The organism is Pacificispira spongiicola (genome assembly GCF_012926505.1).
GTDB classification, from domain to species: domain Bacteria; phylum Pseudomonadota; class Alphaproteobacteria; order UBA8366; family Aestuariispiraceae; genus Pacificispira; species Pacificispira spongiicola.
Window position 1 is genome coordinate 718751 of sequence record NZ_JABBNT010000002.1, and the last position, 13887, is coordinate 732637.

Below are 13887 nucleotides of genomic sequence, written 5' to 3' on the forward strand. Positions count from 1 at the left end.
CTATTCAGGATATACCATGTGGAACAGGCAGTCCCCGCGAAGCACCCGCGCCGGGACGCGATGCGCCACAATCGTACCGGGACGCGTGAAGGTGATCTCCACCGGTTCCTTGCCCGGCCGTTCCGGAAAATGGATTCGGGCCGCCGGTTGACCGACCTCCACATCCTCTCCGCTGACCGCCAGGGGCTCATATAAACCGGCTTCATCGGCATAGATCAGGTCTTCGGAGAAAAACTCCCGCATTTTTCCGGCCAAGCGCTGCTTTGGCAGGTTTGCGTCGTAGAGACCGATCGCGGCCAGCGCACGCAACACGCCCGACTGCGCCCCTTCCCGGATTTTCGGGTCGACCGTTCCGCCGCCGCCAAGTTCCAACGTAAACCCGGCGGCGCCTGCCCGCACCGCAGCGGAGGTGGAAAACCATCCCGTCTTTTCCGACCCGTGCCACAAGACGACCGGCAGCCCCAATGCATAGAGGATCGCGCGCCGCAGATCCGCATGCTTGTCCCCGTCTTCCGTCATGGTCATCGCGAAGGGCAGGCAATACAGCGACGACCCGCCGGAATGCAGATCGATGAAGACATCGACCCCCGGCATCAGGACATGCTCGATATAATAGGCCGTCATTTCGGTCGGCTGACCCAGCGGAACGCCGGGGAAACTGCGGTTCAGGTTGCCGCTGTCCAGGGGCGATGTCCGCAACCCTGCCTCCGCCGCCGCGAAGTTCGCCATGGGCAGTATGACCAGCTTGCCGGATACATCGGCGGGATCGATCATCCGGATCAGTTCGGACAGGACGATCTGGCCTTCATATTCATCGCCGTGGTTCCCGGCCATCAGCAACACGGAAGGGCCGGGCTTGTCCCCAACAATCGACGCGACCGGTACGGGAATGTGACCGTAAGCGGACCGATGAACGGAATGCGGGACCCGCAGAACGCCGAGATTGCGTCCGGGCTGGTTCAGGTCGACACTGCAAACGATCGGGGAATCGGACATGATTGCTCACATAAATAAGATTTGGCCGGGCCGCAGGACCCGCCGGATAGGGGGTCACATGCGTCGTGGCCATTTGAGGCGGCGTGCGCCCGGCTGGCAAGCGGTTCCCACGTGTTTTGACACAGGAAGCCATCGCTTTGCTGGCTTAGGGATTGGATCGCACACAATGATACCGTTTTCATCGTGACGACATTAAAAGACATAGTGCCTGACGCCGATCCACGCATCTTTCAATTCTTCGATGCCTGGAACGCGGCGCGCGCCGTCGGTGGCGTCCATCGGACAATTCCGTATAAGCGCGACTTCGATCCGGCGTCGATCCCTGGCCTGTTACATCAGACATGGCTGTACAGATACGACCCCGATCTGGGCGATTTCGTCTGTAATCTGGCGGGGGAAGAGGTGAACCATGCCTGGGGCAAAAGCATTCGCGGGATGCGGCTGCGCGATATCGTGGGCATCGAAGATCACCCGACCATCCTGGACCGTTGGCACCGGATCGTCGGCAAGGGCATGGTGCATTATGGCGCCAGCCGGGAACGCTTGACCCGCCTGAAGGTACAGATCGGCGAACGGCTGCTTCTGCCGCTTCTCGACGGGGAAGACAGGGTCGACTACGTCTTGGGGATCAGCCTCTACCGTTTCGGGTCAAACGACCCCGGCCAGTCGACCCTGCAGGAAGAAGACATCATCCAATTCCCCTGCGCGGAACTCGACTGCCCCTAACGGGGCCGGGTATCGATCCGTGACGAAAACGCGCGGACCGGTGCGCCTTCCCGCTGTTTCGTTTCCCAATCCGGCGCGATCCAGACCGGCGCATTCGACGCCGGTAGCGCATCGCGCCCCAACACCATATCCGCGCCCTTTTCCCCGACCATGATGGTGGGCGAATTCAGGTTGCCGTTCGGGATGGTCGGGAAGACGGAACTGTCGATCACACGCAGCGAGTCGATGCCGATCACCCGGCATTCCGAATCCAGAACCGCCATCGGATCGTCCGCCGCCCCGATCTTGCAGGTGCAGGCGGGATGATAGGCGCTTTCCGCGTTCTGACGTATCCAGGCGTCGATGGCCTCGTCGCTGTCGATCGCTTCGCCCGGTTGGATTTCCGGTCCGCGATAGGCGTCCATCGCCGGTTGGCTCATGATTTCACGGGTCAGCCGGATGCAGGCCCGGAAGGCCTCGATATCCTCCTGCGCCGTCATGTAGTTGAACAGGATGGACGGTTTCGCCATCGGATCGGCGGAGGTAATGCGCAGATGCCCCCGGCTCTTCGGCTTGTTCGGGCCGACATGAACCTGGAATCCGTGACCGTCGAAGGCCGCGTTCCCGTCATAGCGCATCGCGGCGGGCAGGAAGTGATATTGCAGGTCCGGCCATTTCAGCCCCGGTTTCGACCGGATGAAGGCGCAGGATTCGAAATGGTTCGTCGCGCCCAGCCCTGACTTGAAGAAGAACCAACGGGCCCCGATCAGGAACTTATGGAACGGATCCAAATGGCCGTTCAGCGTGATCTTCTGCTTGCTGCGGAATTGGAAATAGACCTCCAGATGGTCTTGCAGATTTTTACCAACGCCCGGCAGGTCGTGCACGACGTCCACGCCCGCGTTCTTGAGGACCGATGCCGGACCGATCCCGGACAGTTGCAGCAATTGCGGCGACCCGACGGACCCGGCGGAAAGAATAACCTCCCGCCGCGCGGTCGCGTCGACGACCTTGCCGCCGACTTCATAGCGCACACCGGTCGCCTTCTTACCGTCCAGCAGGATCTTATGTGTCATCGCCTTGGTCACGACGGTCAGGTTCGCGCGGTTCATCACCGGTTTCAGATAGGCGTTCGCCGTCGACCAGCGAACCCCGTCCTTCACCGTCATATGCATGCGGCCGAAGCCTTCCTGACGGTATCCGTTGTAGTCTTCGGTCTTACCGTAGCCCGCTTGTTCCCCCGCCTCGATCCAGGCTTTGTAGAGCGGGTTCCGCATTTCGTTGCCGTTATTGGTATTCAGCGGACCGTCGGTCCCGCGATAGTCGTCCGCAGCACGGTGGTCCGGGTCCTTCCAGGTCTCCGCCCGGCGGAAATAGGGCAGGACATGGCGATAGCCCCAGCCCGTCGCCCCATGTTCTTCCCATTGGTCGAAGTCGCAGGCATGGCCGCGCACATAGACCATGCCGTTGATGGAGGACGACCCGCCCAAAACCTTGCCGCGCGGCGTGTGCAGGCGGCGGTTATCCAAGCCCGGTTCCTCTTCGCTTTCAAAGAACCAGTTGAATTTCGGCATATTCATCGGGATCGACAGCGCCGTCGGCATCTGGATGAAGATGGAGGAATCGCTGCCGCCCGCTTCCAGCAGCAGGACGCGGTTCTTGGGGTCTTCCGTCAAACGCGCCGCCAGGACGCAGCCCGCGGACCCGGCTCCGACAACGATGAAATCATATTCCGACATGCTATCCCCCCAATCAAAACCGGTCACAACGTTCCCATCGGGACATGGTCGCGCGAATTGCGCGATTTAAAGTCCCCGCCCCATGGTATCGCCCAGAACGCCCGCATCAAGTTTCACCATAGAGGCACCGGGGAACGCATTTGCGTCGTTTCTTTGCACGATCGTGCAAGGGGTTGGCAAGCCCCGGCATTCTGACCGATAGTGCGACCCGACGAATAGACACTTCTGGATACCCGCCATGCCGGACAAACTGTTCACACCGCCCTACTATGCCGTGATCTTCACCGCGACGCGAACCGATGCCGACCCGGAAGGGTACGAGAAGACCGCCGATCTGATGTCGGAACTGGCCGCGTCCATGCCGGGGTATTTGGGCGTGGAATCGACCCGCGACCCGGAAACGGGCCTGGGCATCACGGTCAGCTACTGGCGGGACCTGGAGTCCATCGCCGCCTGGAAAAAGCAGACGGATCACACCGCCGCGCGCAACCAGGGGCGTGCGTCCTGGTATCGCGACTATGCCCTGCGCGTCGCGCGGGTCGAACGCGAATACGATTTCAAGGCACCGGACTGATCGGTTATTGAGTATCCGTCCCGACTGTTTATCCGGGGCGGGGCAGCCTTCCTTCTTCCCTTTAGACGCGATGACGCCACACTGACGCCATGACGACAGACGCCGCCGACCCAACGCCCGCCGCCGTTTCAAAACCCAGCCTGAGGGCCTGGGCCGCCTTCGGCCTCGGATGCTGCTGTTTCGGCTATGCCTTTCTGCAACGCGTCGCGCCCAGTGTGATGACAGACGACCTGATGCGCGATTTTTCGGTCGGCGCCGGGGCCTTGGGGGCGTTGAGCGCCTTTTACTTCTATGCCTATGCCGGGATGCAGATGCCGATCGGCATCCTGATCGACCGCTACGGTCCCCGGCGCATTCTCAGCGCCGCGATGGCGGCCTGCCTTGTCGGCAGTCTGGTTTTCGCCTTCGCGGACAATCTGGGGATCGCCAGCGCGGGCCGGGCGATGATCGGCGCGGCGGTCGCCTTCGGCTATGTCGGATCGATGGCGATTGCCGGGACCTGGTTTCCGACGCGGCATTTCAGCCTGCTGATCGGTATCCTGCAAAGCATCGGCATGGCAGGGGCGATGACCGGGCAGGCCCCGATGAGCCTTGCCGTATCCGCCCTGGGATGGCGCGACACGATCACCGCCATGGGGATCGGCGCCGCCGTGTTGGCCGTCCTTGTCTTCCTGGTGGTTCAGGAATTGCCGCCGCATCGCAAACAAGCCGCTTCCGCCGCGAAAAAAGGGGCGTTCTCAGACGTTCTGCGCAATCCGCAAAGCTGGGTCTGCGCGATACTGGGCTTCACCCTGACGCCGCCGATGCTGGCCTTTGCCGGTCTTTGGTCCGTCCCGTGGCTGGTCGATGTCTACGGCATGACCAAACCGGACGCCGCGACCACCGCGTCCCTGATTTTTCTGGGATGGGCCGCGGTCGGCCCCGTCATCGGTTGGGCGACGGAACGGATCGGTCGCCGCAAACCGATCCTCTATCTTGGCTTCCTGCTCGGCGCCGGGGCGATGGCTTGCCTGTTCTATATCCCGAATCTGCCGATCTGGGCGATTCGGGTGCTTTTCCTGATCAACGGGATCGGCGGCTGTACGATGATCCTGTGTTTCACCTGCGTACGCGAATTGAACCGGCCCAGCCGCGCCGGATCGGGCCTGGGCTTCGTCAATATGTTCGTGGTCGGGGCGGGTGCGGTTTTCCAACCGCTGATCGGTGTCCTGCTGGACCTGAATTGGGACGGGGCCTTGGTCGACGGCGCGCCGGTCTATACCGCCGGGGCCTACAGTGTCGCGCTATCCGCCATGCTGGTCGCGCAGGCCATCGGTTTCATCGCCTGCTTGTTGCTCAAGGAAACCCGTTGCCGACAATTATAAGATGCACAAAATATACGTAGCGTAACTTTTCAAGACTCAATCGCAACCAGAGCGGTTGACTTTACGGGTGTTAATCATAATATTTGATGCGCGGTTGAGAGGACTGCCTTCGCAGTTCGCCGAGACAGGTTCTCGCTCGGCCGCCTTTTTTATCCTCATTTCAGCCACCGGAAGCTGTTTCTATTGTACGTCTTATACCTTGATGATGCCGGTTCTGTAAAAAATTCATCAGACAAGTACTTTGTTCTGGGCGGTATCGCTATTTTTGAGCGGCAAATCCACTATCTCTCAGAGGAGATGGAAAAAGTTGCGGTCCGCACGGGACATCCTAACCCCCAAAACATTGAGTTGCATGGCAATGAGATCTTCTCGGGACGCGGATGGTGGCGCAGTATCGCAAACAAAAAAAGACGCCGGCAATTCATTCACGACGCGCTCTACAGCGTCAACTTACTCCGAGGGGATTGGGCCTTATTCGGCGTAGCGGTTAACAAACAAGACGTTTCTCCCAAAGACCCTATCGAAGTAGCGTTTGAGCAAATATGTAGCCGCTTCGACCTATATCTTGGCCGAATGTACAAGAACTATAATAACCCACAGCGCGGCATGATTGTTTTTGATAAATCGACGAGAGAAACTAGACTGCAAACTCTTGCCACAGAATTTAGGCGTAGCGGCCACAGCTGGGGGAAACTGCATAATCTAGCAGATGTTCCACTGTTTGTAGATTCTCGAGCCACACGGAGCGTGCAATATGCCGATCTTGTTGCTTATTCGATCCGTCGATATTTCGAAGCACACGACACTTCGTTTCTTGATCCAATAAAGCGCCATTTTGACAACGAAGGAGGCACCCTTCACGGCTTAGTGCACGTCCGAAAAAATGAAGGTGTTTGCCCATGTCTTGCTTGCAACCCAAGTTTTTTGGGTAAATAGCGTTCAACCGACAGAGAAGCTTTCGCCGCAGCCGCAGCGGGCGGTTTCGTTCGGGTTCTTGAAGGTGAAGCCGGACTGAAGGCGCGATTCCTCGTAATCGATTTCCGCGCCGATCAGGAACATCGTGGCCGCCGGATCGATCAGCAGCTTGGCGCCGTCGATATCGACTTCTTCCTCGAACTGCTTCTTGTCCTTGGCATATTCCACGACATAGGACAGGCCGGAGCATCCCTTGGAGGACACCCCCACGCGCAGCCCGATAACGCCGTCCCCGCCCTTGGAGATTAGCGCCCGCACCCGATCCGCCGCAGCGTCGGTCAAGGTAACGATGGGTTTGCCGGTTCCGAACATGTCTGCCTCTAATCAGTCGTTCTTAGTACTATATTGGATTCGGATTAAAAGAAATCCAGGGCCAGCTTGGCATCTTCCGACATCATGTCGGGCCGCCAGGGCGGCGTCCAAGTCAGGGTGACGCAGACGACGCCGATCCCCTCCACCGCCGCGACGGCATCCGCCACCTGCTGCGGCATTTCCCCGGCAACCGGACAGGCAGGCGCCGTCAACGTCATGACGATATCGCAATCGCCCTTCGCATCGACGTCGCAGGAATAGATCAGACCCAGGTCATAGATATTCACCGGAATTTCCGGGTCGTGAACGGTGCGCAAGGCGGCTTCCACCGCGTCCTGCGTGGCAAGCGGCGTTCCTTCCGGCAGGGCGTCGCCGGCAAGCGCTTGCAACCCTTCTTCCGCCTGCTGGCCGTCACCGAACATGCCCATATAGGGATGCACCAGATCAGCCCCGCTCTGCGGCGGTTCCGCATGTATGCCGAGATAGTCCCGGCTTTCCGCGTCCGTCTTGTCGTGCGTATCGTTCATCCGTTCATCCCTATCCGAAAATCGAATTCACTTTGTCCAACGCCTCCGCCAGCCGATCGATTTCGGCCCGGGTGTTGTACATGCCTATGGACGCCCGCGCCGTGCCGACGACATTCATGCGATGCATCAGCGGTTCCGCGCAGTGATGGCCGGCGCGGACGCAGACCCCTTGCTGGTCGATGATCGTCGCGACGTCGTGCGGATGCGCTTCCCCCATGACGAAGGAAATGACCGCCGTCTTGTTCGGCGCCGTGCCGATGACCCGCAGATTGTCGACTGCCGCCAAGCGCTGCATGGCATAGGTCAGGAGGTCGCGTTCATGCGCCGCGACCTTGTCCACGCCGATACCCGCCAGATATTTCACCGCCGCCCCCAGGCCGATGGCCTCGACGATCGGCGGGGTTCCGGCCTCGAACTTCGCGGGCAGGTCGGCCCAGGTCGATTTCTCGAAAGTGACGGAGGAGATCATATCCCCGCCCCCCAGGAAGGGCGGCATCGCATCCAGAATCGCTTCCTTGCCGTAGAGCACACCGATCCCCGTCGGGCCGTAGATCTTATGGCCGGTGAAGACGTAGAAATCGCAATCCAGCGCCTGCACGTCGACGGTCATATGCATGACCGCCTGGCTGCCGTCGAACAGGATCTTCGCGCCCGCCGAATGCGCCATTTCCACGATGCGCTTGGCCGGGGTGATCGTACCCAAGACATTGGACACATGGGTGATGGCCACCAGCTTCGCCTTGCCGTCTTCCAACAGCGTGGCCAGCACATCCATCTGCAACTCGCCCTCGTCCGTGACGGGCGCGACGCGTAATTCGATACCGATCATGTCGCGCAGCAACTGCCAGGGAACGATGTTGGAATGGTGTTCCATTTCCGACACGATGACGGCATCCCCGGATTTCAGCATCCCGCGCCCCAGGGAGTAGGCGACCAGATTGATCGCCTCCGTCGCGTTCTTTGCGAAGATCACTTCCCGTTCGCTTTTCGCGTTCAGGAAGGCCCGCACGATCTCCCGCGCATCCTCATAGGCTGCCGTCGTCTGTTCTGAGAAATGATAGGCGCCGCGATGCACATTGGCATAGCAATGTTCATAGGCACCGGACATGGCGTCGATCACGGCGCGCGGTTTCTGCGCCGACGCGCCGTTGTCCAGATAGGTCAGCGGCTTGCCGTGCACCGCTTCCGACAGGATCGGAAAATCGGCGCGGATCGCCTCTACATCATATTCCATCGGCAGGATCGTATCGTTCATTCCGTCACCCCACCCAGACGCGCCGTCAGGACCGCCTGAAAAACGTCGCGCACCGCCGTCCGGCCGATCTTCTCCACGGCTTCCGCCAGGAAGGACCGGGTCAGCAGCGCCCTTGCATCCGCTTCCGAAATGCCGCGCGCGCGCAGATAGAACAATTGGTCTTCGTCCAGCGTCCCGACCGTCGCGCCATGGGCGCACTGCACATCGTCGGCATAGATTTCCAGTTCCGGCTTCGCGTCGATTTCCGCCTCGCGCGACAACAGCAGCGCCTTGTGCTGTTGTTGACCGTCGGTGCCTTGCGCGCCCTCGCGCACCAGGACCTTGCCCTGGAATACGCCGCGCGACCGGTCGCCGACGACACCGCGGAAGAACTGGCGGCTGACCGCATTTTCCGCGATATGCGTGACGAAGGTCGTATTGTCGATCAACGCATCACCGGACCCGACATAGGCGCCCGCGACGGTCGCTTCCGCCCGTTCCCCGGCCATGGTCAGGCGCGTTTCGCGGCGAGTCAGCCCTTCACCGAGGGTCAGAAGGAAGGAGTCCAGCACCGCCCCGTCGGCAAGGCCGATATCCGCCAACCCGATCTGCGCCGAACCGGCGCTGTCCAACAGCGCGGAATACAGACCCAAACGCGCGCCCTTTTCCAGGCTGATACCCAGGCTCGGCACGGAAAAGCCCCGGCCTTGTACCTGTGCGTGACTTTCGACGATGCAGGCCTCGCCGCCTTCGGCGACGGTGATGACGACGCGCGCCGCATGGGCGATGGCCGCTTCGTCATCCGCACCCCAGGTGACGTGATGCAGATGCACGACCGGTTCGATCGTCTTTCCGGCGTCGACGCGAATACAGATTTCCTCCTGCGTCAGCGCGTCGCTCAATCGATCCGTGAAATCGTCGCCCCAGGCTTCCGCCGCCGGACCGGCCTCAACCGACAGACCGGCGGGCAAATGATCCAGATCGGACAGATCGCGGTCCAGGAAACCGTTCACGATGACGATGTCGATCGTCTTTTCCAGTCCCGGCAGGACCGTCGGCAGGCGCGTCACGCCATGGCTGTCCTCGGCCAGCCACAGGGACCAGCCAATTTTCTCCAGACGCATCAGGTCGGTATATTTCCACTGCTCCGCCTTGCGGGTCGGCAAGGCTTCTTCCGCCTCGAACCGGCCCGACGCACCACGCTGGCGCAGCAGGTCTTGCAGAATACCCGTCATGCCGCAGCCTCGCCCGTGTAATCGGCGTATCCCGTCTTTTCCAGTTCGGTGGCCAGCGATTTGTCGCCGGTCTTCACGATACGCCCGCCCGACAGGACGTGCACTTGGTCCGGGACGATATAATCCAACACCCGCTGAAAATGGGTGATGATCAGGAAGGCCCGATCCGGGTTGCGCAGGGCGTTCACGCCTTCGGCCACCAGTTTCAGCGCGTCGATATCCAACCCACTGTCGGTTTCGTCCAGGATCGCCAGTTTGGGTTCCAGAACGGCCATCTGCAGCATTTCGTTGCGCTTCTTTTCCCCGCCGGAGAAACCGACATTGACCGGACGTTTCAGCATATCGTCCGGCATATTCAGGTCTCTCGCCTTCTTCCGGACGGCCTTTACGAATTCCAGCGCGTCCAGTTCCGGCTCCCCAACATATTTGCGGCGCGCGTTCAGCGCATGTTTCAGGAAGGTCGTATTGGCGACGCCCGGCAGTTCGACCGGATACTGGAAGGCCAGGAACAGGCCTTCACAGGCGCGATCTTCCGGCGCCATGTCCAGCAGGTTCTTGCCGTCATAGGTCACCGTGCCGCCGGTCACGTCATAATCGCTTTTCCCCGCCAGAACATTGGACAGGGTCGATTTGCCGGACCCGTTCGGGCCCATGATGACATGCACCTCACCCGCGTTAATTTCCAGGTCGATGCCTTTCAGGATGGGCTTGCCATCGACTTCGGCGGTCAGGTTTTCAATCTTCAACAGGCTCATCACATATCGTCCTTAACTTGTCCTTAGCCCACGCTGCCTTCGAGCGAGATGCCGATCAGTTTCTGCGCCTCGACCGCGAATTCCATCGGCAGGGTCTGCATCACTTCCTTACAGAAACCGTTGACGATCAACGCCACGGCCTCTTCTTCCCCGATCCCGCGCGACAGGCAGTAGAACAGCTGATCCTCGCTGATCCGGCTGGTCGTCGCTTCATGCTCCAATTGCGCGGTCGGGTTGCGGCTTTCGATATAGGGGATTGTGTGCGCGCCGCATTTGTCGCCGATCAGCAGGCTGTCGCACTGCGTGAAATTGCGTGCGCCTTCCGCCCCCGGCAGAACCCGGACCAAGCCGCGATAGGTCTGATCCGCGCGACCCGCCGAAATCCCCTTTGAGATAATGCGGGACCGGCTGTTCTTGCCGATATGGATCATCTTGGTGCCGGTATCGGCTTCCTGGCGGTTATTGGTGATGGCGACGGAATAGAATTCGCCCACCGAATTTTCGCCCTGCAGGATGCAACTAGGATATTTCCAGGTGATCGCGGAGCCGGTTTCGACCTGGGTCCAGGATATCTTGGAATTCCGGCCCCGGCAGGCACCGCGCTTGGTCACGAAATTGTAGATCCCGCCCTTGCCGTTCTCGTCGCCCGGATACCAGTTCTGCACCGTCGAATATTTGATTTCCGCATCGTCCAGCGCGACCAGTTCGACGACGGCGGCATGCAACTGGTTTTCGTCGCGCATCGGCGCGGTGCAGCCTTCCAGATAGCTGACGTAGGAACCTTCGTCGGCGATGATCAGGGTGCGTTCGAACTGCCCGGTATCCTGCGCGTTGATACGGAAATAGGTCGATAGTTCCATCGGGCAGTGCACGCCCTTGGGGATATAGACGAAGCTGCCGTCGGTGAAGACCGCCGAATTCAGGCAGGCATGTTTGTTGTCCGAATAAGGTACGACGGACCCCAGATATTTCTTCACCAGATCGGGATGGGTCTTCACGGCTTCCGAAATCGAACAGAAGACGATGCCCTGGGCTTCCAGTTCCTTCTTATAGGTCGTTGCCACCGACACACTGTCGAACACGGCGTCGACCGCGACCTTCGGCGCACCTTCAACCCCGGCCAGAACTTCCTGTTCCTTCAGCGGAATGCCCAGCTTGGCATAGGTTTCCAGAAGCTTGGGGTCGACCTCGTCCAGGCTTTTCGGCCCGTCCTTTTTCGGCGCGGCGTAGTAATGAACGTCCTGATAGTCGATTTGCGGAACATGCGGTTTCTGCCAGGTCGGCTCCGGCATATCCTGCCAGATACGAAAAGCCTTCAACCGCCATTCCAGGAGCCATTCCGGCTCTTCCTTCTTCATGGAGATGAGGCGGACGATATCCTCGTTCAGGCCTTTCGGGGCCATGTCCATTTCGATATCGGTCGTGAAGCCGTAGCGGTATTTCTCCGCTTCCAGGGCACTGACCTTCTGAATGGTTTCCGTCGTCGCCATATCTTTGACTACCGTTTCTTAACCGTATCGTTCACTGTTGCAGCGTAATGCCCGGCGCGGCACCGAAAGCCGGGTCCGACATGCCGCATTCCGAAATCAAGTCGGCCAGCGAGACATCGTCCAGCGCCGCCTTGACCGCCAGATTGATCCGGTTCCAGCCACCCGCCAGCGGGCACAGCCGTTCCACCGAACAATTATCGTCCGATCCGTCCACACAGGCGGTCAGCGCGACCGGCCCGTCCAACGCAGCGATGATCTCCGCGACGGTGATGTCGGCCGCCGGGCGGGCAAGCGAATAGCCGCCTTGCGCCCCACGGGTCGCAACGATCACCTGCCCCTTCGCCAAGGCTTTCAGGATTTTCGCCACCGTGGGCGCCGGCAACATGGTGCGATCGGCAAGGTCCGGCGCGGTCGACAGACAGTCCGGCCGCTGCGCCATGCTACTCAGCAGGACGACGCCGTAATCGGTCATGCGTGACAGTTTGAACACCGCTGGGTTCTCCCGCGCAATACAGTACTTATTTAGTCCTGTTTATATCTAGCGCGTTAGAGAGGTTTTGCAAGCCCGCGGTTTGGCCTGAGTTTAAGACACTACCAAGGCACCGCTTACCGACGGCGCACCGCCGAAGCTGTGACGCTTCATAGAAAGAAGAGGGGTATTTGCCAACCGTTTTTGACCGGCAGGCGCGATTTCCGTCGCGGCCGCCGGTCAGACGGTTCTGAAGGAATCAGGCCCGCAAGCCGCCGACACCCAGAGCGGCAACATCCGATTGGAAGTCCGTCGTGGAGATTTCGTAATCCTCGCTATGCGACAGCACCCCATGGGGCGTGAGCAACAAGATGCCATAGGCCGACGGTTCCTCGACGGAGGACGCCGGGTCGACATTGACGAAGTCGAGCGGCATTTGATGGCACGGGCTTTTGAAGATCGAAAACGGGATGCCGCGATGGGACCCGGAAATCGTCCGGTGCACATGTCCGGCGACGATATGGCGGACCTTGCCGTGGCGTTCGACGACCTCATAGAAGACGTCACCGTTTTTAAGCTTGATCGCATCCATCCCCGGGAAGCCGATATCGTGCGGCGGATGATGCATGAACACCGCAACCCGATCCGGCGCACCGGCCAGTTCCGCGTCCAGCCAGGACAGCCGGTCGTCGCACAGATACCCGCTATAGGCCTCCGGAAAATCATATGGCGGCGCGTTCAGGGTATCGAGGAAGATCAGGCGCCAGCCGTCGATATCCAGGCTGCTCTGCACGAAACCGGCCCGGTCCGTCTTGGCGTCATCGAACACCGACAGGAATTCCCCCCGATTGTCGTGATTGCCCAATAGCAGCGTGGCCGGAATGGCGGAGCGGTCCAGGATTTCCTTCAAACGGCGGTAGGAGTGCGGGTCGCCCCAATTGGTCAAGTCGCCGGTACAGACGATGCGATCGGCATCGGCGTTCAGCCGGTTCGCGTGATCGATACCCTTGGCGAGCTTCTCATAGGGGTCGAGCCCGATGATGCGCTCCCCTTCCGGGACGATATGCAGGTCTGTAAAAACGATGATCTTGGCCATAATTCCTCCGCGTCGGTCGCCGGACAATGCCAGAGGAATGTTACAATTGTCAGTAACGATCATCGCTATTCGACGGCACGCGCCCCGTGCCGAAAAGAAAAAGGGCGGCGACCGAGGTCACCGCCCTTTTCCGTCCCTATCGCGGGATGGCCTTAGGCCGCGCGCAGGTTCACCGCCTTCGGACCGCGGCGGTCGGCTTCGACGTCGAATTCGACCGTCTGTCCGTCGCTCAGCGTGTCCAAACCAGAGGCCTGCACAGCGGTGATGTGGACGAAAACGTCCTTTTCGCCGCCGTCCGGCGTAATGAAGCCGAAGCCTTTGGTGGTGTTGAAGAATTTCACGGTGCCTTTGGCCATGATCTCGTAGTCCTATTCAGTCTGCACGTGCCGACCGCCCGTCTGGGTCTGGTCCGGCAC

The 13887-nt window shown here is 60.2% G+C and carries 15 protein-coding genes; 4 read left to right on the forward strand and 11 right to left on the reverse strand.

Annotation, left to right across the window (positions count from 1 at the left end; genetic code table 11):
• Positions 1-996 carry a succinylglutamate desuccinylase/aspartoacylase family protein gene (locus HH303_RS08675; protein ID WP_169624829.1) on the reverse strand — a complete coding sequence of 332 codons (996 nt, stop codon included), beginning with the start codon at positions 994-996 and terminating at the stop codon, positions 1-3.
• Positions 997-1179: 183 nt separating this feature from the next.
• On the opposite strand from HH303_RS08675, the gene HH303_RS08680 reads away from it, so the two are divergent.
• Positions 1180-1722, forward strand: coding sequence for a PAS domain-containing protein (locus tag HH303_RS08680; protein ID WP_169624831.1), 543 nt, complete (start codon positions 1180-1182; stop codon positions 1720-1722).
• Here the strand turns inward: HH303_RS08680 and betA are convergent.
• Positions 1719-3440: a choline dehydrogenase gene (gene betA, locus HH303_RS08685; RefSeq protein WP_169624832.1), complete on the reverse strand. Its 1722-nt coding sequence runs from the start codon at positions 3438-3440 to the stop codon at positions 1719-1721. The genes HH303_RS08680 and betA overlap by 4 nt on opposite strands.
• A 238-nt stretch (positions 3441-3678) precedes the next feature.
• Between betA and HH303_RS08690 the strand changes: the two genes are divergently transcribed.
• The 3 genes from HH303_RS08690 (at position 3679) to HH303_RS08700 (ending at position 6314) form a co-directional block, all read left to right on the forward strand.
• A complete protein-coding gene (locus HH303_RS08690; protein WP_169624834.1) occupies positions 3679-4014 on the forward strand; it encodes an antibiotic biosynthesis monooxygenase family protein in 336 nt (111 codons plus the stop codon).
• An 89-nt stretch (positions 4015-4103) separates the two neighbouring features.
• Positions 4104-5378 carry an MFS transporter gene (locus HH303_RS08695; protein ID WP_169624836.1) on the forward strand — a complete coding sequence of 425 codons (1275 nt, stop codon included), beginning with the start codon at positions 4104-4106 and terminating at the stop codon, positions 5376-5378.
• Positions 5379-5561: 183 nt separating this feature from the next.
• Positions 5562-6314, forward strand: a complete 753-nt coding sequence (locus HH303_RS08700) for a DUF3800 domain-containing protein (protein WP_169624838.1) — start codon at positions 5562-5564, stop codon at positions 6312-6314.
• A gap of 3 nt (positions 6315-6317) precedes the next feature.
• On the opposite strand, the gene HH303_RS08705 is transcribed toward HH303_RS08700, so the two are convergent.
• The 9 genes from HH303_RS08705 to HH303_RS08745 all read right to left on the reverse strand — a co-directional run bounded on the left by HH303_RS08705 (position 6318) and on the right by HH303_RS08745 (position 13827).
• Positions 6318-6665 (reverse strand): HesB/IscA family protein, encoded by a 348-nt coding sequence (locus HH303_RS08705; RefSeq protein ID WP_169624839.1) that lies wholly within the window; start codon positions 6663-6665, stop codon positions 6318-6320.
• Positions 6666-6709: 44 nt separating this feature from the next.
• Positions 6710-7192 (reverse strand): DUF59 domain-containing protein, encoded by a 483-nt coding sequence (locus HH303_RS08710; protein ID WP_406611035.1) that lies wholly within the window; start codon positions 7190-7192, stop codon positions 6710-6712.
• Positions 7193-7202: 10 nt separating this feature from the next.
• Positions 7203-8447 (reverse strand): aminotransferase class V-fold PLP-dependent enzyme, encoded by a 1245-nt coding sequence (locus HH303_RS08715; protein WP_169624841.1) that lies wholly within the window; start codon positions 8445-8447, stop codon positions 7203-7205.
• Positions 8444-9661 carry a Fe-S cluster assembly protein SufD gene (gene sufD, locus HH303_RS08720; protein WP_169624843.1) on the reverse strand — a complete coding sequence of 406 codons (1218 nt, stop codon included), beginning with the start codon at positions 9659-9661 and terminating at the stop codon, positions 8444-8446. Before sufD ends, HH303_RS08715 begins: the two co-directional genes overlap by 4 nt.
• Positions 9658-10416, reverse strand: coding sequence for a Fe-S cluster assembly ATPase SufC (gene sufC / locus HH303_RS08725; RefSeq protein ID WP_169624845.1), 759 nt, complete (start codon positions 10414-10416; stop codon positions 9658-9660). Before sufC ends, sufD begins: the two co-directional genes overlap by 4 nt.
• A gap of 23 nt (positions 10417-10439) precedes the next feature.
• Positions 10440-11906, reverse strand: coding sequence for a Fe-S cluster assembly protein SufB (sufB, locus tag HH303_RS08730; RefSeq protein WP_169624847.1), 1467 nt, complete (start codon positions 11904-11906; stop codon positions 10440-10442).
• Between the two features lie 31 nt (positions 11907-11937).
• Entirely contained in the window at positions 11938-12396 is a 459-nt protein-coding gene (locus HH303_RS08735) for an SUF system Fe-S cluster assembly regulator (RefSeq protein ID WP_169624848.1), read from the reverse strand.
• Positions 12397-12634: 238 nt separating this feature from the next.
• On the reverse strand, positions 12635-13471 hold the full coding sequence (gene spdA, locus HH303_RS08740) for a 2', 3'cyclic nucleotide phosphodiesterase SpdA (protein ID WP_169624850.1): 837 nt from the start codon (positions 13469-13471) through the stop codon (positions 12635-12637).
• A 152-nt stretch (positions 13472-13623) separates the two neighbouring features.
• Entirely contained in the window at positions 13624-13827 is a 204-nt protein-coding gene (locus HH303_RS08745) for a cold-shock protein (protein ID WP_169624853.1), read from the reverse strand.
• Positions 13828-13887: the final 60 nt, after the last annotated feature.

Excerpts from the sequence above, each read along its gene's own strand:
- HH303_RS08710 (WP_406611035.1), bottom strand. The coding sequence starts at position 7,192 with ATGAACGATACGCACGACAAGACGGACGCGGAAAGCCGGGACTATCTC.
- HH303_RS08705 (WP_169624839.1), bottom strand. The coding sequence starts at position 6,665 with ATGTTCGGAACCGGCAAACCCATCGTTACCTTGACCGACGCTGCGGCG.
- spdA (WP_169624850.1), bottom strand. The coding sequence starts at position 13,471 with ATGGCCAAGATCATCGTTTTTACAGACCTGCATATCGTCCCGGAAGGG.
- sufC (WP_169624845.1), bottom strand. The coding sequence starts at position 10,416 with ATGAGCCTGTTGAAGATTGAAAACCTGACCGCCGAAGTCGATGGCAAG.
- HH303_RS08695 (WP_169624836.1), top strand. The coding sequence starts at position 4,104 with ATGACGACAGACGCCGCCGACCCAACGCCCGCCGCCGTTTCAAAACCC.
- sufB (WP_169624847.1), bottom strand. The coding sequence starts at position 11,906 with ATGGCGACGACGGAAACCATTCAGAAGGTCAGTGCCCTGGAAGCGGAG.
- HH303_RS08690 (WP_169624834.1), top strand. The coding sequence starts at position 3,679 with ATGCCGGACAAACTGTTCACACCGCCCTACTATGCCGTGATCTTCACC.
- HH303_RS08715 (WP_169624841.1), bottom strand. The coding sequence starts at position 8,447 with ATGAACGATACGATCCTGCCGATGGAATATGATGTAGAGGCGATCCGC.
- HH303_RS08675 (WP_169624829.1), bottom strand. The coding sequence starts at position 996 with ATGTCCGATTCCCCGATCGTTTGCAGTGTCGACCTGAACCAGCCCGGA.
- HH303_RS08745 (WP_169624853.1), bottom strand. The coding sequence starts at position 13,827 with ATGGCCAAAGGCACCGTGAAATTCTTCAACACCACCAAAGGCTTCGGC.
- sufD (WP_169624843.1), bottom strand. The coding sequence starts at position 9,661 with ATGACGGGTATTCTGCAAGACCTGCTGCGCCAGCGTGGTGCGTCGGGC.
- betA (WP_169624832.1), bottom strand. The coding sequence starts at position 3,440 with ATGTCGGAATATGATTTCATCGTTGTCGGAGCCGGGTCCGCGGGCTGC.